The organism is Frankia sp. AgPm24, assembly GCF_023243055.1.
Classification (GTDB): domain Bacteria; phylum Actinomycetota; class Actinomycetes; order Frankiales; family Frankiaceae; genus Frankia; species Frankia umida.
Genome location: NZ_JALKFW010000212.1, coordinates 117,421 through 137,077, shown reverse-complemented (window position 1 = coordinate 137,077; position 19,657 = coordinate 117,421). Strand labels below are relative to the sequence as shown.

The 19,657-nt window shown below is 71.0% G+C and carries 11 protein-coding genes; all 11 read left to right on the top strand.

The annotated features are described in order from the left end of the window. Positions 1 to 330 precede the first annotated feature (330 nt). The 11 genes from lgt (at position 331) to MXD61_RS23695 (ending at position 19,060) form a co-directional block, all read left to right on the top strand. The gene (lgt, locus tag MXD61_RS23745) at positions 331 to 1,464 is read left to right on the top strand and encodes a prolipoprotein diacylglyceryl transferase (protein ID WP_248815635.1); all 1,134 of its coding nucleotides are present in this window, start codon (positions 331 to 333) and stop codon (positions 1,462 to 1,464) included. Positions 1,465 to 1,750: 286 nt separating this feature from the next. After that, positions 1,751 to 6,304 (top strand): glutamate synthase large subunit, encoded by a 4,554-nt coding sequence (gene gltB, locus MXD61_RS23740; RefSeq protein WP_248815634.1) that lies wholly within the window; start codon positions 1,751 to 1,753, stop codon positions 6,302 to 6,304. Between the two features lie 74 nt (positions 6,305 to 6,378). Next, positions 6,379 to 7,821 carry a glutamate synthase subunit beta gene (locus MXD61_RS23735; protein WP_248815633.1) on the top strand — a complete coding sequence of 481 codons (1,443 nt, stop codon included), beginning with the start codon at positions 6,379 to 6,381 and terminating at the stop codon, positions 7,819 to 7,821. 171 nt (positions 7,822 to 7,992) lie between these two features. Next, positions 7,993 to 8,595 carry an adenylate kinase gene (locus MXD61_RS23730; protein ID WP_248815641.1) on the top strand — a complete coding sequence of 201 codons (603 nt, stop codon included), beginning with the start codon at positions 7,993 to 7,995 and terminating at the stop codon, positions 8,593 to 8,595. 59 nt (positions 8,596 to 8,654) lie between these two features. Beyond that, positions 8,655 to 10,889, top strand: a complete 2,235-nt coding sequence (locus MXD61_RS23725) for a hypothetical protein (RefSeq protein WP_374629473.1) — start codon at positions 8,655 to 8,657, stop codon at positions 10,887 to 10,889. 171 nt (positions 10,890 to 11,060) lie between these two features. Beyond that, a complete protein-coding gene (locus MXD61_RS23720; RefSeq protein ID WP_163548455.1) occupies positions 11,061 to 11,516 on the top strand; it encodes a tellurite resistance TerB family protein in 456 nt (151 codons plus the stop codon). A gap of 159 nt (positions 11,517 to 11,675) precedes the next feature. Then, on the top strand, positions 11,676 to 12,512 hold the full coding sequence (locus tag MXD61_RS23715; RefSeq protein ID WP_248815631.1) for a sulfite exporter TauE/SafE family protein: 837 nt from the start codon (positions 11,676 to 11,678) through the stop codon (positions 12,510 to 12,512). 466 nt (positions 12,513 to 12,978) lie between these two features. Further along, positions 12,979 to 13,506, top strand: a complete 528-nt coding sequence (locus MXD61_RS23710; RefSeq protein WP_248815630.1) for a Trp biosynthesis-associated membrane protein — start codon at positions 12,979 to 12,981, stop codon at positions 13,504 to 13,506. Then, entirely contained in the window at positions 13,496 to 15,964 is a 2,469-nt protein-coding gene (locus MXD61_RS23705) for a glycosyltransferase family 2 protein (protein WP_248815629.1), read from the top strand. The genes MXD61_RS23710 and MXD61_RS23705 overlap by 11 nt, the downstream gene beginning before the upstream one ends. A gap of 272 nt (positions 15,965 to 16,236) precedes the next feature. Beyond that, positions 16,237 to 17,841 (top strand): galactose oxidase-like domain-containing protein, encoded by a 1,605-nt coding sequence (locus MXD61_RS23700; protein ID WP_374629472.1) that lies wholly within the window; start codon positions 16,237 to 16,239, stop codon positions 17,839 to 17,841. Between the two features lie 88 nt (positions 17,842 to 17,929). Continuing rightward, positions 17,930 to 19,060, top strand: a complete 1,131-nt coding sequence (locus MXD61_RS23695; RefSeq protein ID WP_248815627.1) for a glycoside hydrolase family 6 protein — start codon at positions 17,930 to 17,932, stop codon at positions 19,058 to 19,060. Positions 19,061 to 19,657 lie beyond the last annotated feature (597 nt).

Here is a 19,657-nt window from a genome sequence, read left to right as displayed (position 1 = left end):
GGGTGGGCCCGCGCGCGGGGGGGGGGGGGGGCGGGGGGGCCCCCGCCCCGGGGGGGCCCCCCCCACCCGGCCGACCTCGCCCAGGGAGTGCGCGGCGCCCAGGCCAACGTCCCGGTCACCGCCTGATCCGCACACCCCGCACCACCGAACAGGCAGCACCAGCGAAGAGGGCAGCACCGCTGAAGAGGGCGGCACGTGGCCCGGCGGCGCCGGCATCGGACATCCTGGCATAGGGCGTGGCGATGATCGGGCTGCTGCCGGGCCGCGCGGCAGGTGAGGCGGGCGTGGCTGGCGTCAGGTTGGGCGCGGTGTCGGGATAGCCTGGCGACCGTGGTGTTCGCCGCTATTCCCAGTCCGTCCCGTGGTGTGGTGCATCTGGGGCCGGTGCCGCTGCGCGCCTACGCCCTGATGATCATTCTCGGGATCGTGGTCGCCGTCGTCGTCACTGGCCGTCGGTTGCGCGCCCGCGGCCTCGATCCCGAGATCGCGGGGGAGATCGCCTTCTGGGCGGTGCCCTTCGGGATCCTCGGCGCCCGGATCTACCATGTGCTCAGCACGCCCGACCCGTACTTCGGCCACGACGGCAACCTCGGCGACGTGGTGAAGATCTGGAACGGTGGGCTCGGCATCTGGGGGGCGATCGCCGGCGGCGCGCTCGGCGCGTGGATCGCGGCGCGGCGCCTCGGGGTCAGCCTGGCCCTGTTCGCCGACGCCGCCGCGCCCGGGATCATCCTGGCGCAGGCCATCGGGCGCTGGGGTAACTGGTTCAACCAGGAGCTGTACGGCCGTGCCACCGACCTGCCCTGGGCGGTGCGCATCGACGCGGCCCACCGGATCGATCCGACCGTGGCCACCTACCAGCCGACGTTCCTGTACGAGTTCCTGTGGAACCTGGTGGTCGCCGGCATCCTGCTGTTCGTCGACCGTCGGCACCGGCTCGGTCGTGGCCGGCTGTTCGCCCTGTACGTGGCGCTGTACACGTTCGGCCGGCTGTGGATCGAGATGCTGCGCATCGACACCGCCGACAGGATTCTCGGGCTGCGGGTCAACATCTGGACGTCCGCCCTGGTCTGCGTCGCCGCCATCGTCGCGTTCGCGCTGACCCGTCGGCCGGTCGATCTGGACGTCTCACCCGAGGAACAGCGCGAGCTCGGCCTGGTGCGCGAACGCGGCCGTCGAGGGGTCGAGCCCGAGGGAGTCGCCTCCACCGACGGCACGGCCCCCCGCCCCGGCGGCGAGTCCGAGACCGGCGGCGAATCCGGGCGCAGCAGCGGAACCGGCCTCAGGGGCGAGTCCGAGACCGGCTCCGAGCCTGGCGGCGAGAGCGGCGGCGGGGGCGGCGGCGGGACCAGGGTCGAACGTGAGGCTGGCGTGGGCGCCGATGTCGGGGCGCAGACTGGCCGGGTAACGCCCGGCAGGGGAGAATCGGCGGGGCACGCGCCGGTCGAGGCGCCGCCGCGCTGAGCCGCACGGCCGCCGTCCACGGGCCTCGATCGAGGCCGGATCGCGCCGGAATTTCCCGAAAGGTGGTCGTCCACTACCGACTGGTGCGCCGTTCGTGTCAGGTTGTGTGACGTTATACGGCTGTGACCTGCCGGACATATATGATCAAGGCGTGTCGGCTCGGCGCATGGCACACTCGAGAGCAGGCACACGGGTCGCTGGGCCAGCGCCGTCGTGCCGCGGTTCACCTTCGGACAGCGTCGTCCGCCTCACCTTCAGCCCCTGAAGACGGACAGGACTTCGCCGGATGCCGAGCGCGCAAGGTCTTTACGACCCCACTTTCGAACACGACGCCTGCGGGGTCGGCTTCGTAGTCGACGTGCACGGTCGTCGTAGCCATGAACTGGTTGACCAGGGCCTCACCGTCCTGCGCAACCTGGATCACCGCGGCGCGTCGGGCAGCGACCCGGATACCGGCGACGGAGCCGGCATTCTCGTCCAGGTCCCCGATCAGTTCCTGCGTGATGTGGTGGACTTCGCCCTGCCAGCGCCCGGCCGGTACGCGGTCGGCATCGCCTTCCTGCCCCAGGTGGCGGGGGAGCGCGACGACGCGGTACGGGTGATCAGCCGGATCGTGCGCCAGGAGGGCCTGCGGGTACTGGGCTGGCGTGAGGTTCCCACGATCAGCCACATCGTCGGGCATGCGGCCCGCGAGGTGGAGCCCCGGATGCGCCAGCTGTTCGTGGCCCTGCCCGGCGATGCGCTGGGTGGCGTGGCGGGGGAGAAGGCCGAGGCGGCCTTCGACGTGGGTGAGCTGGAGCGCCGGGCGTTCTGCGCGCGCAAGCGCATCCGGCGCGAGACGGGCGTGTACGTCGCGTCGCTGTCGTCGCGCACGATCGTCTACAAGGGGATGCTGACCACCCACCAGCTTTCGGCGTACTTCCCGGATCTGGACGACCCGCGTTTCACCAGCGCCATCGCCCTGGTGCACAGCCGGTTCTCGACGAACACGTTCCCGAGCTGGCCGCTGGCCCATCCGTACCGGTTCGTCGCCCACAACGGCGAGATCAACACCGTTCGAGGCAACCGGAACTGGATGCGGGCCCGGGAGGCGCTGCTGGCCAGCGACCTGATCTCGGGGGACCTGGCGCGGCTGTTCCCGATCTGCGCGGACGGCGCGAGCGACTCGGCGAGTTTCGACGAGGTGCTCGAACTGCTCCACCTCGGCGGGCGCAGCCTGCCGCACGCGGTGCTGATGATGATCCCCGAGGCGTGGGAGAACCACGCCGAGATGGACCCGGCCCGCCGCGCGTTCTACGAGTTCCACTCGGCGCTGATGGAGCCATGGGACGGCCCGGCGGCGATCGCGTTCACCGACGGCACGGTGATCGGTGCGGTGCTCGACCGCAACGGGCTGCGTCCGGGGCGGTACTGGCAGACCGATGACGGGCTGGTCGTGATGGCCTCCGAGGTCGGTGTGCTCGACATCCCGCCGCACCGGGTGGTGCGCAAGGGGCGGCTCCAGCCGGGCCGGATGTTCCTCGTCGACACCGCGCAGGGGCGCATCATCGACGACGAGGAGATCAAGTCGGAGCTCGCCACCGCCGCGCCCTACGCGGAGTGGCTGCATGCCGGGCTCATCTCGCTCGACGATCTGCCCGAGCGTGAGATCGTCGTCTACGGGCACTCCTCGGTGCTGCGCCGCCAGCAGGTCTTCGGCTACACCGAGGAGGAGCTGCGCGTCCTGGTGGCGCCGATGGCCCGGGGCGGTGCCGAGCCGATCGGGTCGATGGGCACCGACACGCCGGTGGCCGTCCTGTCGTCGCGTCCCCGGTTGCTGTTCGACTACTTCACCCAGCTGTTCGCGCAGGTCACCAACCCGCCGTTGGATGCGATCCGGGAGGAGCTGGTCACCAGCCTCGGGCGGACCCTCGGCCCCGAGGGCAACCTGCTCGACCCGTCGCCGGCGTCCTGCCGGATGGTGCACCTGCCCTACCCGGTGATCAGCAGCGGTCAGCTCGCCAAGATCGTCGGCATCAACGACGACGGTGACATGCCGGGCTTCGCCTCGGTGACCGTCCGTGGGCTGTACGACGTCGACGGTGGTGGCGCGGCGCTCGCCGCCCGGCTGGACGAGATCTGCGCCGGGGTCAGCGAGGCCATCGCCGACGGGGCGCGCATCGTCGTGCTCTCCGACCGTGACTCCGACGAGCGCAAGGCGCCGATCCCGTCGCTGCTGCTCACCGCGGCGGTGCATCACCACCTGATCCGCGAGCGCACCCGGACGAAGGTCGGCCTGATCGTCGAGTGCGGTGACGCCCGCGAGGTGCACCACATCGCCCTGCTCACCGGGTACGGCGCGGCCGCGGTCAACCCGTACCTGGCGTTCGAGTCGGCCGACACGCTGATCGACGAGGGCGAGATCACCGGCGTGAGCCGCGCCGAGGCCGAGAAGAACCTGATCAGGGCGCTGGGCAAGGGTGTGCTGAAGGTGATGTCCAAGATGGGCATCTCCACCGTCGCGAGCTACACCGGTGCGCAGGTCTTCGAGGCGATCGGGCTCGCCCAGGAGTTCGTCGACTCCTACTTCGTCGGCACCCCGTCCCGGTTGGACGGCGTGGGCCTGGAGATCATCGCCGCCGAGGTCGCCGCTCGGCACAGCCGCGCCCACCCGCGGGTCGCCTCCGAGCTCGCGCACCGCGGGCTGGAGGTCGGCGGGGAGTACCAGTGGCGCCGCGAGGGCGAACTGCACCTGTTCAACCCGGAGACCGTCTTCCTGCTCCAGCACGCCACCCGCACCCGCCAGTTCGACGTCTTCCAGGAGTACACCAGCAGGATCGACGGGCTGTCCCGGGAGAACGCGACGCTGCGCGGCCTGTTCGACCTGCGGGCCGGGGTGCGCCCACCGGTGCCGATCGAGGAGGTCGAACCGGTCTCCGAGATCGTCAAGCGGTTCGCGACCGGTGCGATGTCCTACGGCTCGATCAGCGCCGAGGCGCACGAGACGCTCGCGATCGCGATGAACCGGCTCGGCGGCAAGTCGAACACCGGTGAGGGCGGCGAGGACGCCGAGCGTTTCGTCCCCGACGCCAACGGCGACCTGCGCCGCAGCGCCGTCAAGCAGGTCGCGTCCGGCCGGTTCGGGGTGACCAGCGAGTACCTGGCCAACGCCGACGACATCCAGATCAAGATGGCCCAGGGCGCGAAGCCGGGGGAGGGCGGGCAGCTGCCCGGCCACAAGGTCTACCCGTGGATCGCGAAGACCCGCCACTCCACCCCGGGTGTCGGTCTGATCTCCCCGCCGCCGCACCACGACATCTACTCGATCGAGGACCTCGCCCAGCTCATCCACGACCTGAAGAACGCGAACCCGAAGGCGCGGGTGCACGTGAAGCTGGTCGCCGAGGTCGGGGTCGGCACGGTCGCGGCCGGGGTGTCCAAGGCGCACGCCGACGTGGTGCTCGTCTCCGGGCACGACGGCGGCACCGGTGCCTCCCCGCTGACCTCGCTCAAGCACGCCGGGGCGCCGTGGGAGCTGGGGCTCGCCGAGACCCAGCAGACGCTGCTGCTCAACGGGCTGCGGGACCGGATCGTCGTGCAGGTCGACGGTCAGCTCAAGACCGGCCGCGACGTCATCGTCGGCGCGCTGCTGGGCGCCGAGGAGTTCGGTTTCGCCACCGCTCCGCTGGTCGTCGCCGGCTGCGTGATGATGCGCGTCTGTCACCTGGACACCTGCCCGGTCGGCGTGGCCACCCAGAACCCGCAGCTGCGGGCCCGGTTCACCGGCAAGCCCGAGTTCGTCGAGGCGTTCTTCACCTACATCGCCGAGGAGGTTCGCGCGCATCTGGCGGCGCTGGGCTTCCGCACGTTGCAGGAGGCCGTCGGCCGGGTCGACCTGTTGGACGCCCGCGCGGCGATCGAGCACTGGAAGGCCTCGGGGCTCGACATCACCCCGCTGCTGCACAGCCCCGAGCGGCCCTTCGGCGGTTCGCTGCACTGCACGTCCAGCCAGGACCACGGGTTGGACAAGGCGCTGGACAACTCGCTGATCCAGCTGTGCGAGGGCGCCCTCGACGAGGGCCGGCCGGTGTGGCTGGAGATGCCGATCCGCAACGTCAACCGCACGGTCGGCACGATGCTCGGCTACGAGGTGACGAAGCGCTACGGCGGCGCCGGTCTGCCGGACGACACCATCCAGCTGCGGTTCACCGGCTCCGCCGGGCAGAGCTTCGGTGCGTTCGCCCCGCGTGGGATGACCCTGACCCTCGAGGGCGACGCGAACGACTACACGGGCAAGGGCCTCTCCGGCGGCAAGATCTTCGTCTTCCCGCCGAAGGAGTCGCCGCTGCGCGCCGAGGAGAACATCGTCGCCGGTAACGTGCTGCTCTACGGCGCCACCGCCGGGGAGGCGTTCTTCCGCGGCATCGTCGGGGAGCGTTTCTGCGTGCGCAACTCCGGTGCCACCGCCGTCGTCGAGGGTGTCGGTGACCATGGCTGCGAGTACATGACCGGCGGCACCGTGCTCGTCCTCGGGCAGATCGGACGCAACTTCGCCGCCGGGATGAGCGGCGGCGTCGCCTACCTGCACGACCCGGTGGACGAGCGGATCAACCGGGAGATGGTCGACGTCGAGGACCTCGACGCCGAGGACGAGGCGACCGTACGTGACCTGCTGGTGCGTCACCGCCGGGAGACCGGTTCCACCGTGGCCGCCCGGCTGTACGCCGACTGGGAGAACGTCCGCGGATCGTTTCGCAAGGTGATGCCGCGCGACTACAAGCGGGTGCTCACCGCGATCCGTCGTGCGCAGGAGCAGGGCCTGGTCGCCGAAGAGGAGATCATGGCGGCCGGCCGTGGCTGAGCACCGCCACACCCCCCACAGCCCCCAGAACACCCAGAACACCCAGCACCGCCTACTGACCGGACAGGAGTGACATGGCCGACCCGACCGGCTTTCTCAAGCACAGCCGGGAGCTGCCGACACGCCGCCCGGTCGATGTGCGCATCCAGGACTGGCGCGAGGTCTACCAGGCGTTCCCGGAGGAGCACCTGCGCGAACAGGCGGGCCGCTGCATGGACTGCGGCATCCCGTTCTGTCACAACGGCTGTCCGCTGGGGAACATCATCCCCGAGTGGAACGACCTGACCCGCCGGGGCGACTGGCCGGACGCGAGCGAGCGGCTGCACGCCACGAACAACTTCCCCGAGTTCACCGGACGGCTGTGCCCGGCGCCGTGCGAGGCTGCCTGCGTGCTCGGCATCGGCGACGACCCGGTGACGATCAAGCAGGTCGAGGTCAGCATCATCGACCGGGCCTGGGCGGACGGCACCGTCGTACCGGTGCCGCCGTCGGTGCGCACCGGGCGCCGGGTCGCCGTCGTCGGCTCGGGGCCCGCCGGACTCGCCGCCGCCCAGCAGCTCACCCGGGCCGGGCATGACGTCGTCGTCTACGAGCGGGCCGACCGCGTCGGCGGTCTGCTGCGCTACGGCATCCCCGAGTTCAAGATGGAGAAGGCGGTCCTGGACCGCAGGCTCGCCCAGATGGAAGCAGAGGGCACCTCGTTCGTCACCTCCTGCGATGTCGGCGTGGACATCACGGCCGACGAGCTGCGCTCGTCCTACGAGGCGGTGGTCCTCGCCGGTGGGTCGACGATCGGCCGGGATCTGCCCGTGCCCGGTCGGGAGTTCGCCGGCATCCACCTGGCGATGGAGTTCCTGGAGCCGGCGAACCGGGTCGTGCTCGGCGATCTGGCCGAGCCGCCGATCACCGCGGCGGGCAAACGAGTGGTCATCATCGGTGGCGGTGACACCGGAGCCGACTGCCTGGGCACCTCGCACCGCCAGGGCGCGGCGTCCGTCCACCAGCTGGAGATCATGCCGCGGCCGCCGGAGCTGCGCGCACCGGCGAACCCGTGGCCGTCCTTCCCGATCCTCTACCGGGTCTCGAGCGCGCACGAGGAGGGCGGCGAGCGGGTGTTCGCCGTGTCCACCGAGTGCTTCCTCGGCGACGACACGGGCAACGTGCGGGCGCTGCGCATGCACGAGGTGCGTTTCACCGCGGGACGGTTCGAGAAGGTCGAGGGCACCGACGTCGAGCTGCCCTGCGAGCTGGTGCTGCTGGCGATGGGCTTCACCGGCCCGCAGCCCACCGGTCTGCTGGCCGACCTCGGCGTCGACCTCGACGCCCGGGGCAACGTGGCGCGCGACGCCGGTTGGGAGACGTCCGTGCCCGGGGTGTTCGTCGCCGGCGACATGGGCCGGGGCCAGTCCCTGATCGTCTGGGCGATCTCCGAGGGACGCTCCGCCGCCGCCGCGGTCGACCGTCGGCTGATGGGCCGCACCGACCTGCCGGACCCGATCACACCCACTCGCCGCTGAACCAGGTCGAACGGGTGGTCAGACACCAGCGGGGAGTGAGCCACGGTCGCGCGTCGCGTGACAAACGGGTGTGAGCTGGCTTGCTCCTCGCGGCGTCTGTCGTGCTTGACCAGGATTCACAGGAGTCGTCGGTAGGGGGTGTCAGCCCTGGTGGCGGTACCGTCCATGGGCATGAGGCTCGTGCTGCTGGGACCCCCCGGCTCCGGCAAGGGAACGCAGGGCGCGCGGATCAGCGCCCGCCATGGCATCCCGACGATCTCCACCGGCCAGCTGTTCGACCGGCAGATCTCCGCGGGCACTCCGCTGGGGCGCCGGGCCGAGCGGTATGTCCGCGCCGGTGAGCTCGTCCCCGACGAGATCGTGCTGGACATGGTCGCCGACCGCCTCGCCGTCAGCGTCGACTGCGCCGAGGGTTTCCTGTTCGACGGCTTTCCGCGCACCTACCCGCAGGCCGAGGCGCTGGACCGGATGCTCGCCGCCAGCTGCGGCCCGTTGGACGCGGTCATCGACCTCCAGGTGGACGTCGACGAGGTGCTGGCCCGCATCCGGCGCCGGGCCCACACCGAGGACCGGCTCGACGACACCGAGGACACCGCGCGGCGTCGGATGGCGGTCTTCGCCGCGGAGACCGCCCCGCTGCGCCGCTACTACGAGCAGGCCGGCGTGCTGCACACCATCGACGGCACGGGCGAGCCCGACGACGTGGCCACCCGCATCCACCAGACCCTGGCCGCCGTCGCCCACCCGCAGCTGCACCTGGGCTCGGGCGGCTGACCGGACCCCGGGCGCGGGGTACCCCCGGTGGGATCGGGCCCGGGTGTCAGCGCGATATCCTGACGGCGGTGGGCGGCGAGGCAGACGAGGGCGAGCCGGCGAAGCGCCGTCGCACGCGCCGAGGTCGCCTCGCCTATCTGGCGCTGGTGCTGGTGGTCGCGGTCGGCGCCGTGCCACTGGTGCTCATCCTCACCGCCAGCCGGACGGTGCTCAACCCGGCCTTCTACTCCCAGTCGCTGAACCGGGCGGACGCCTACGACCGGCTCTACACCGAGGTGCTGCCCGACCCGGCGGTGGGCGCCCTGCTCGCGGGCCTGCCGATCGACGGCTCGCTGATCACCGCGAACCTGCGCACCGTCCTGCCACCGGCCACCGTCGAGGCGATGACCGACGAGCAGATCACCCGGGTGGTCGACTACCTGCGCGGCCAGGCGAACGACGTGGAGCTCGCCGTCGACCTCGCGCCGATCTTCGACAACGTCTCGGGTCTGGCCAACCGCTACATCGCCGGTGAACTCGGGTCCGGCACCACCTACCGGGTGACGTCCGTGGCGGACTTCACCGAGGACGTGCTCAGCGCGATCAACGACATCGCCGCCGGACGTCCCCCGAGCTCGCTGCCCACGATCGAACTGACCGCCCAGGACACCGACCGGGTCCTGCCACTGGTGCTCGACCGGTTCGCCCCGGACACCCGCGCCCGCCTCGAACCGCGGCTGCGCGCCCAGCTGCGCGCGGGTGACGTCGCCGGCGCCCTGGCCCTGCTCGGCCCGCAGCTGTTCCAGGGCGATGAGCTGGCCACCGCACGGCTGCGTGAGTCGCTGCACGGATCGACCCTCGACCTCGGGGTGCGCCTGTCCGACCTGCGCGACCAGCCGGCGATCAGCGCGATCGAGAAGCTGCATGACGTCACCGCGGCGCTGGGCTGGCTGTCGGTGGGCCTCGCGCTGCTGATCGCCGGGGCGCTGGTCGCCATCGTCGTGCTGGCCGGACGCCAGGGGGTCTCCCGGGTGCGCGCCGGCGCCGGCGCCGTGGTCGCCGCCGGGCTCGCCCTCGGCCTCGCCGGCCTCGCGCTGCGCCTGGCGCTGCCCAACCCGCTGCGACCGCTGGCCGGTCCGCACTCGCCGTTGCCGGCCGGCGCCAGCGCCGTGCTGGTGGACTTCTCCGAGCAGGCCTACCGGACGGTGGAGAGCGACTACCTGCGGGTTGTCGGCTGGTCGCTGGTGCTGGGCCTGGTCGTCGGCGGCGGGTCGCTGCTGGTGTCGCTGTCGGCCCGCTGGAGCACGACCGGACGGCGCCGTCGCCTGGCCACCGCGCTGGTACTCGCCGTCCCGGTGATGGTGAGTGTGACCTGGACGGCCTTCCCGGGGGCGGCGGCGGAGTCCCGCCGGCTGTGCGAATCCAGCCCGTCGCTGTGCGAGCGGCGCTACGACCAGGTCGCCTACCTCGCCACCCACAACGCGATGGCCAACAGCGAGGACCGCTTTCTCGGCCCGTCCCAGGACCCGACCCTCGTCCACCAGTTGGATCTGGGTGTGCGCACCCTGCTGCTCGACGTCCATCACTGGACGCCCGCCGAGCAGGTCGCCGCCTACCTCGCGACCCTGGCACCCACGACCCGGGCCGCGCTCGAACCGCTGACCCGGGGGGCCGTCTCGCAGCGTCCCGGCGTGTGGCTGTGCCACGACGTGTGCCAGCTTGGCGCGTTGGACCTCACCGCCACATTCGGTCAGCTCCGCGACTGGATGAACCGCAACCCCACCGAGGTGGTCACGCTGATCATCCAGGACAACGAGGTGCCGGCCAGCGAGATCGCCGGCGCGGTGGCCTCGGCGGGCCTCGCCGCGATGGTCGCGACGCCGCCGGAGGATCCCCATGGTCGCTGGCCCACTCTGGGCGCGATGGTCGACTCGGGTCGTCGCCTGGTGGTGTTCACCGAGCAGCAGGACCTGCCCGGCACGTTCCTGCGTGGCTTCTACCGCTATGCCACCGACACGCCGTTCGACGCGAAGAAGCCCGCTGACCTGGCCGGCTGCCCGCGTAACCGTGGCAGCGCCGGCGCGGACCTGCTTCTGATGAACAACTGGATCACCGCCGCGGCGCCGAGCCGGCACGCCGCGCTGACCGCCAACGCCGCACCGGCCCTGACCCGGCGGGCCCAGCGCTGTCGCACCGAACAGGGCCGGACGCCGACCTACATCGCCGTCGACTTCTCGACGATCGGATCGGCCCAGGCCGCCGTCGACACACTCAACGGCGTGCCGACCGCCGCCGGCTCTCCCCCCGGTCGGTGACGGGGACCCGAACGTGGGCGGTCCGCGCACAGCGGTTCGGGGGGCTTACGGGGATCGTGACCGGGGCATTGTGCGTTCACCCTGCTGAAGCCGCCTGTCGTCGGCGTCGTGCCGACGACTCCAGCCCTCCGGACGCCCGCCGCCCGGAGACACTCGTGCAAGGGAGCCGAGGTGCCCATCTGGAACCAGCTTCGCCAGTCGGCCCAGTCAATGCAGGGCCAGCTGAACGCGAAGAAGAACGACCTGAAAAGCGGCGCCTTCCGCGACGCCAGCATGGCGATCTGCGCGCTGGTCGCCGCCGCTGACGGCACGATCGATCCGGCCGAACGCCAGCGCGTCGCCTCCCTGATCATCTCCAACGACGTCCTGAACAACTTCCCGGCGGACGACCTGCAGCGCCGCTTCAACGACTACGTCGCCAAGCTGCAGGCCGACTTCGAGTTCGGCAAGGTGTCGGTGCTGCAGGACATCGGCAGGACCAAGAAGAAGCCGGCCGAGGCCCGGGCGGTCATCCAGATCGGCATCGTCATCGGCGGCGCCGACGGCACGTTCGACAAGACCGAGCAGGCCGTGGTGCGGGAGGCCTGCTTCGCTGTCGGGATCAACCCGGAGGAGTTCGACCTGTAACCGAACCGGCGTCGAGGGCGCCTGACAAGCGGGTCCGCCGGGTCGGGGCCCGCGCCGACCACGTCACATCCGCTTCCATGGTCGTCCGCCCGAGTTGGATGCTCGGCCCGTGCCTGCCCGTGGGCGGCGGGTGGACGAGGCGGCCGGGAGGCGGATCGGATGGGACCAGGTGATGCCCTGCTCGCCGCGGGAGCGGGGCTGCTCGCGGGTGCCGTCAACGCCATCGCCGGTGGCGGCACCCTCATCGCCTTCCCGGCGCTGCTGGCGACCGGGCTGCCGGCGCTGACCGCGAACATCACCTGCTCGGTCGGTCTGGTCACCGGCTACGCCGGCGGGGCTGTGGGCTATCGGCGCGAACTCGCCGATCAGGTCGACCGGCTGCGGGCCCTCGGGCCGCCCGCGCTGCTCGGCGGCCTCATCGGGGCGGTGATCCTGCTGGCCACCCCGTCCTCGAGTTTCCGCGCCGTGGTGCCCTACCTGGTGCTGGCCTCCTGCCTGTTGCTGGCCGCGCAGACCCGACTGGCCGCCGTGGTGGCCCGCCGCCGCGCCCACACGGTCACCCCGGTGACCACCCCGACTGCCACCCCGGTCACCACCCCGGCTGTCCCCGCGGCCGGTGCGCAGCCGCCGGCGGCGCGGACGGTCACCTGGCCGACCCGCTTCGGGGTGCTGATCGCCGGGGTCTACGGGTCGTACTTCGGGGCCGGGCTCGGCGTCCTGTTGCTCGGTGTGCTGGGCATCCTGCTGACCGACGATCTCCAACGCACCAACGGCCTCAAAACCCTGCTCGCATTCGGTGTGAACGCCGTCGGGGTAGTCGTGTTCCTCATCACAGCCAAGGTGGCCTGGGGTTACGCCGGGATTCTCGTGGTCGCCTCGCTGGCCGGCGGTCTGATCGGCGCCCGAATCGCACGCCGGATGCATCCGGCGCTGTTGCGTGCCGCGGTCATCACGCTTGGCGTGGTCGTCGCGATCGTTCTTCTCGTCCGCGGCTGATCGCCACGGTCAACCCTCACGTCGCTGTCAGGATCATGCGATGCGACCCACCCGGCCGAGGGCTAATCGGTGGCCACGCATAATCTGTACACGCAGTGTTCCTGAAGAACGCTGACGTAACGGCAGTTCTGTGGGCTCGGCGCAACATTATCGCCTCGTTGTGCGTCTGTCAGCACGTTGCTGTCCGGCGCAGGCCCACGGACGGATATCGGTTCTGTCGCGTCAGGGGTGACGCGGTATCGCGGCGCGGCAATGTGGATCGGCCTGGTGGTCGTACCCGCATGGCCGTACCGCCGGGAGGGGTTTCGTGGTCCACGAGGAGCCGGGCAACGGCGATCGGTCGGCCTTGGACGCTCTGAACTCCGCGGACGGCCACCGCGACGGCGAGGCCCTGGCCGCCCGAGACGCTCGGGCCGCCCGCGGCGCCGGGGCGGCCCCGAGCGGCGTTGGTCGCCGTAGGAACACCGTGAGAGCGGACACCGCCTGGGGCGATCGCCTGCTCACGCTGTGTGTTGCCGCTGGTCTGGTGGTGCTGTTCACCGTGCCGCGGACCTGGGCGCGCGCCACCCTGTCCGACCGGGGCGCGCATCTGTTGGTGGCGACCCGGTCCGGCTGGGATCTGGCGCCCACCGGGGCGCTGGTCGGGGCCGCCGCCGTGCTCGCGATCGTGCTCAGTCTGCTGGCGGGCTGGACCGGCCGGCGCGGGCTGGCCAGCGCGGTGCTGGCCTGCGGCCTGGCGATCGTCGCGCTGGCCCTGGGCCGGTTGGACGCCGCGACACCGCTGGAGCACACGATCGGCCGGCTACGGATCGGCACCTTCCAGACCGACGAACCGGTCACCCACAGTGGTCCGGCAGCGTGGCTGTGGGTCGCGGTGACGTGCGGAGCCGTGATGGCCGGCGCCGCGGCGAGCAGCCTGGCGCTCGGTCGGCGGCGACCGCCCGTGAACCCCGCCGGGGGTCCAGGGGAAGGGAGTCAGCACCGTGGCGTATGACTACGCGTCGTTCTCGACGCTCGCCGGGCCCCTGCGGGAGCCGCCGGCCCAGGGCGTCTACCACGTCGCCTACCGCAAGATCATGGTGGGACGGCACCTCTACCAGGTCCTTCCGCAGCTGATCGCCACGGTGGGTCTGTCGTCGCTGTTCTTCGTGTGGTTGATCCAGCCTGAGCACTACCCGCAGGGCCGCTATCTGCCGACCGCGGTCCAGGTCGGCAACGCCGTGATGTTCTGGCTGATCGTGGTGACCGAGGGTATTCGCCTGGTCAACTCGATCACGTTGTGCTGGTCGGCGTTCATCATGCGTAATCCGGTTCCGGTGCGGCCTCCCACCGGGCTGCGGGTCGCCTTCACGACGACGATCGTGCCGTCCAAGGAGCCCATCGACGTCGTCCGCGACACCCTGATCGCGGCCCTGAACATCCGGCACGACTCGATGATCGACGTCTGGTTGCTGGACGAGGGCAACGACCCGGCGGTCCGCGCGATGTGCGCGGAACTGGGCGTCAACCACTTCTCCCGCAAAGGCGTGGAGCGCTACAACACCGGCCGTGGCCGCTTTCGAGCGAAGACGAAGCACGGCAACCACAACTCGTGGCTGGATGCGCACGGCGATGCCTACGACGTGGTTCTTTCGGTGGACCCGGACCACATTCCGCTGCCGAACTTCGGCGAACGCATGCTCGGGTACTTCCGCGATCCCAATGTCGCGTTCGTCGTCGGCCCCCAGGTGTACGGGAACTTCCGCCACTACCTGACCCGGGGCGCCGAGGCGCAGAACTACATGTTCCACTCGGTCGTCCAGCGGGCCGCCAACCGTTTCGCCTGTGGCATGTTCGTCGGTACGAACCACGCCTACCGGGTGGAGACCTGGCGGCAGATCGGCGGCTTCCAGGATTCGATCACCGAGGACCTGGCGACCTCCTTCGCCGTCCACGGTGCCCGCAACCCGGCCACGAAGCACCGCTGGACGTCGGTCTACACCCCGGACGTCATCGCCGTCGGCGAGGGCCCAGCGACCTGGACGGACTTCTTCAGCCAGCAGCTGCGCTGGGCCCGCGGGGCCAACGAGGTGCTGGTGACCGAGGCCGCCGGACGGATGCGCAAGCTGTCCTGGGGGCCGCGGCTGCACTACGCGACGCTGATGCTGCACTATCCGACGGTCGCGTTGACCTGGATTCTCGGCATGATCCTCACGACGACGTACATGGCGCTGGGTTCCACCGGCGTCGTCGTGCACGTCTCGGCCTGGTTCGCGCTCTATGTGGACGTGTTCGCCTCGCGACTGCTGCTGTACTTCTGGCTGCGCCGGTTCAACACCAGTCCGCATGAGGAACCCGGCACCGCGGGAATGTCCGGAATCTTCGTTTCCGTGCTGTGCACGCCGTTCTACTCGACCGCACTGGTCGGTGCGGTGTTCCGGCGCAAGCTGGGTTTCGTCGTCACCCCGAAGGGTGACCAGGCGAGCCCTGACGGACTGGCGACCTTCCGAAAACACCTTTTCTGGGCGGCCTGGTCGGCCGGATCGATCGCCGCCGCGGCGGCGCTCGGGCACCTGTATCCGGCGAACATGGTGTGGGTCTCGCTGTCGTTGGTGACCTGCCTGTTGCCCATCGGCCTGTGGCAACTGGAACCGATCCTCGCGCCGCGCCGGGCCAACGCCCCCAACCCGTTGCCGGCCGCGCATGTCCCGGCACCGCGCCGGGCCGCCGAGGCGGCCTGGCCGATCGTCGCCCCCGTGGGTCGCCAGCCGGCGGACGATCCGGCGACCGAGGAGGTACCGGCGGTCGTGGCCGCCGCGTTCGCGGATCCGGTCACCGAGGAGGTGCCGGTCCCCGCGGCGTTCGACGCGCTGACCGGCGACACCGTCACCATCGTCGGCGCCCGTCCGCTGGGCCCGGTGCCCGCCGTACCCGGACGTGACCGGACCGCGCGGGACGACCGACGCCTGGCCGCGGCCAGTGCCAGCGCCCCCCCGGATACGCCCGGTGAGGCCAGGGCGAAGGACGGGGCCGCCGAGGCCGGCGCACCGGTCGGCGTCGGCATCGATGGGCCGACCATGCTCCTTTCGGCCGCCGGCGTCGCCGCCGCCCTCGCGCAGGCGTCGGCCATGGGGCCGGCCGCCGGTGACGGTGGCCGCGACGACACGGTCGTCACCCGCACGGTGCCTGATCCCAAGGACGCACCGGCCGCCGGGTCCGTCCCCGCGGTCTCGCGACCGGCGGCCAGCGGTGGATCCGGTGCCGACGCCGGTGCCGATCGGCGCCGCCTCGACCCGTCCGCGCCGCCGGTCTACACCGAGCACGAGACGGTGATCACCGGTCGCCGGGAGGTGCTCGCCGGGGTTGGTGCCGGTGTCGGCGACCGACCCGCCTATGTCGAGGACGTCACGATGCGACTCACTCCACGCCGACGTCGGGTCTCCCTCGACGGCCTGCTTGAGGAGATCGGCTGATGGCCGACCGTCCGCGTCGCCCCGAGGGACGGCCGGAACCCGACGATCCGACCGTCACCGACCTGCCGGCCATCGGCGGCTCGGCGTCCGGTCGCGACGGGCGTCCCGCGGACGCGCGCCGCTCCGAGCCGGGCCGTCGCTCCGAGCCGGGCCGTCGGTCCGAGCCGGGGCAGCGGTCTGACCTGGGCCGTCGGTCCGAGCCGGGACGTCGGTCCGCGTCGGGTCGTCGGTCCGCGCCGGCGCAGGCGCGGCCCAGCCTGGACGACCCGCGGATGGTGCCGGTCGTGTCGACGCCGACCAGGTCACGTCGTCGGCGCCGGATTCTGCAGGCCGGGATCATCGTGCTGGTGGTGCTGGCCGGTAACTTCCCCTACGTCAACTCGTGGGCGTCCGACCGGTACAACGACTGGCGCTCCCACCAGCCGGACTACATGCGCGACAACGGTCGGTGGGACATCGTCGCCGACAGTGGTTCGCGCTCGATCCACGCGGCGATGCTGCGGACCGGGAAGGTCCTGCTCATGGCGGGATCCGGCAACGACAAGAAGAGCTTCGACGCCAAGCGGTTCGAGACCATCCTGTGGGATCCGAGCGCCAACACCTTCCAGAAGATCGCCACGCCGTGGGACGTGTTCTGCGCCGGGCATGCCTTCCTGCCCAACGGTGACCTGCTCATCGCCGGCGGCACCAAGGCCTATGAGGTGCTCGCCGCGGACGCGCCGGACGGCAAGAAGAAGGAGTACCAGGGCCTCAAGGACTCCTACCTGTTCGACCCGATCAGCGAGCGGTACGTCAAGACCGGTTTCCTCCAGCACGCCCGCTGGTACCCGACGCTGGTCACGCTGGCCAACGGCGCGGTCGTCGCGGTCTCGGGGCTCAACGACAAGGGCGACATCGACCCGGGCAACACCGAGTCGTTCGACGCCGGCAGCGCCAGTTGGATCGAGCATCCCGAACTGCGCAAGGAGTTCCCCACCTACCCGTCGCTGCTGCTCACCGCCGACGGCCGGCTGTTCTTCTCGGGGGCGAACGCGGGTTACGGCCCGGCGTCGCTGGAGGCCCGTCAGTCCGGGCTGTGGAACCTCGGCAACAACGCCTTCCAGGCCGTTCCCGGTCTGCCGCTGCCCGAGGTCAACGAGACCGCCGGCACGGTGATGCTGGCCCCGGCGCAGGACCAGAAGATCATGTTCATCGGCGGAGGTGGCGTCGGGGACACCCAGGTCGCCACCGATCGGACCGCCATCGTCGACCTGACCAAACCCCAGCCCAGCTGGGAACGTGGCCCGGACCTGAGCTCACCGAAGCGCTATCCCGGTGCGGTCGTGCTGCCCGACGACACGGTGCTGGTCTCGGGCGGGTCGCGACGCTACCGCGCCCGCGACACCCTGACGGCCGAGCTCTACAACCCGGCGACCAACACCTTCCGTCCGGTCGCCGATCCGCATGTCGGCCGCGACTACCACTCCGAGTACCTGCTGCTGCCCGATGGTCGGGTGGCGGTGTTCGGCTCGAACCCGCTCTCCGACGACAACACCTTCGAGACCAGGGTCGAGGTCTACTCCCCGCCCTACCTGTACGCCGGTACCCGTCCGGTCATCCGCGCCGCGCCCAACGCCATCACAAGGGGTACCTCTATCTCGCTGTCCGTCTCGCAAAAGGTCGGAAAAGTCCGTTTGATTCGGCCGGGAGCCTACACTCACGTGACAGATACCGAGCAGCGTTCGGTGGCCCTGCCGATCACCTCCCAGGTGGACGGTACGGTCACGGTGAGCGTGCCGGAGAACGCGAACGTCCTGCCGGGCGACTGGTACATGCTCTTCGTCGACAACGGAGCGAACGTTCCGTCGGTCGCGACCTGGGTGCACGTGGCCCAGTAGCGCAGCCGGCTCGCCGGCTCCGGCGGCGCCGACGGGCGGCCCGTCCGGCGCCACCCGTCACGCGAGTCAACGCAGAGAGGACGCTGTCGTGCCGACAGTCAGGTTGCTGCCCGTGGCCGCCGAGCGTGCCGGCCGGATCGGCACCGTCCTGGCCCTCGCCGCCGTACTGGTGGCAGCCTGTGGCCTCGGCGGTGGGAAGGACGACAGCGACGGCGGTGACACGGGCCGTTCGGGTGGGGCCACGGCCGCCCCGGCAGTGGCGGCCCCGGACCGAACCCGCTGTCCCGCGGGTGCCGCCGACGTCAACCAGGCGACGGTGGCGACACCTGATGGTGATGGTGCGTCCCTGCACGCGCCGCAGGAGCCGTTCCTGGTGGATCCGAACAGCGAGGCCGCACAGCGCGCCGCCGCCCATCCCGGCGAGGCGAGCACCATCGCCCCGCTGGTCCAGACACCGACCGCCTTCCCGGTAGGCGACTGGCTCACCGACGTCACCGGCGAGGTGCACGCCCGGGCGGCCGCCGCGCAGACCGCCGGTGCCACCGCCGTTTTCATGATCTACGCCATCCCGTACCGCGATGTCGGTCTGTACTCGGCGGGGGGCCTGCCCGACGCCGCCGCCTACCGCACCTTCACGGCGCAGGTCGCGGCCGGTATCGGCGGCGCGCGGGCGGTCATCGTCCTCGAGCCGGACGCGCTCGGTCAGATCGACGAACTCGACGCCGGCAAAGCGGCGGAACGCTACGCCCTGCTGCGTGACGCGGTCGACGCCTACGCCGCGCTGCCCGCGACCAGCGTCTACCTCGACGGCGCGAACTGCGGCTGGACCGGCGCCGTCGACATGGCCCACCGGCTCGCGCAGGCCGGGGTGGCGCATGCCCGCGGGTTCGCGCTGAACGTCTCGAACTACTACGCCACCGCGGACGAGGCGGCCCGGGGCGAGGTGGTCTCCCGTCTGCTCGGCGGTGCCCACTACGTCATCGACACCTCCCGCAACGGCAAGGGCCCCGCGAGCGGCATCTCGGATCCCTGGTGCAACCCGCCCGGTCGTGGGCTTGGGGTAAAGCCCACCACCAACACCGGTTTCCCGCACGCCGACGCCCTGCTGTGGATCAAAACTCCCGGATCCAGCGACGGAGAATGCGGTCGCGGTAATCCCGAGGCGGGGCAGTGGTGGCCACAGGCCGCCGCCGAACTCGTTCACAACGCCGCCGGCTGAATCGTTCTTCGAACGGCCCGACAGCCCCCCGACGCTCGTACGCAATCGTGTCCCCGCTCGGTCGGCCAGACGTATCCGCCGGTGAATGTCCGGACGGTTCGGCGGCTCGATGTTTCGGCGGCCTGGTGGGTGTGGCGGTAGCGGGTGTTCCCGGAACTCCCGGGTTTCTTCGGTCCTGACCGCGGTCTCCTGGCTCCTCGCCGTCCTGGTGGTTTGGCTTCCTGACCGGTCGGAGTCCGGTCGGCCGGCGTTCTGACCTGCCAACGGAGCGGGGGCCGGTTCTGGCCTGGGTTCGGTGCGAGCCCAGTCATCCGATGATGTCTCTTCGTGCTCTGGCGACTCTTTTCTGTAGCGATGATGGAGGGGTGCTGCCAGTCCGGCTGATGGGGCTTCCGGCCTTCGACCTTCCGGTATCTGCGGAGGCATCCATCCATAAGGTCCGCAACTACGGATGTATCGCTCGTGTTCTACCGCACATGCGGACTTGACGTAGCGCATTCGTAATGTTTCAGACACAATGTGCCGCGGCCTCGTGGCGCGGGTCAGGGGGTTCGGGCGGCTCCGGCGTGACGACCGGCTCCGAGGCCATGTCGACGC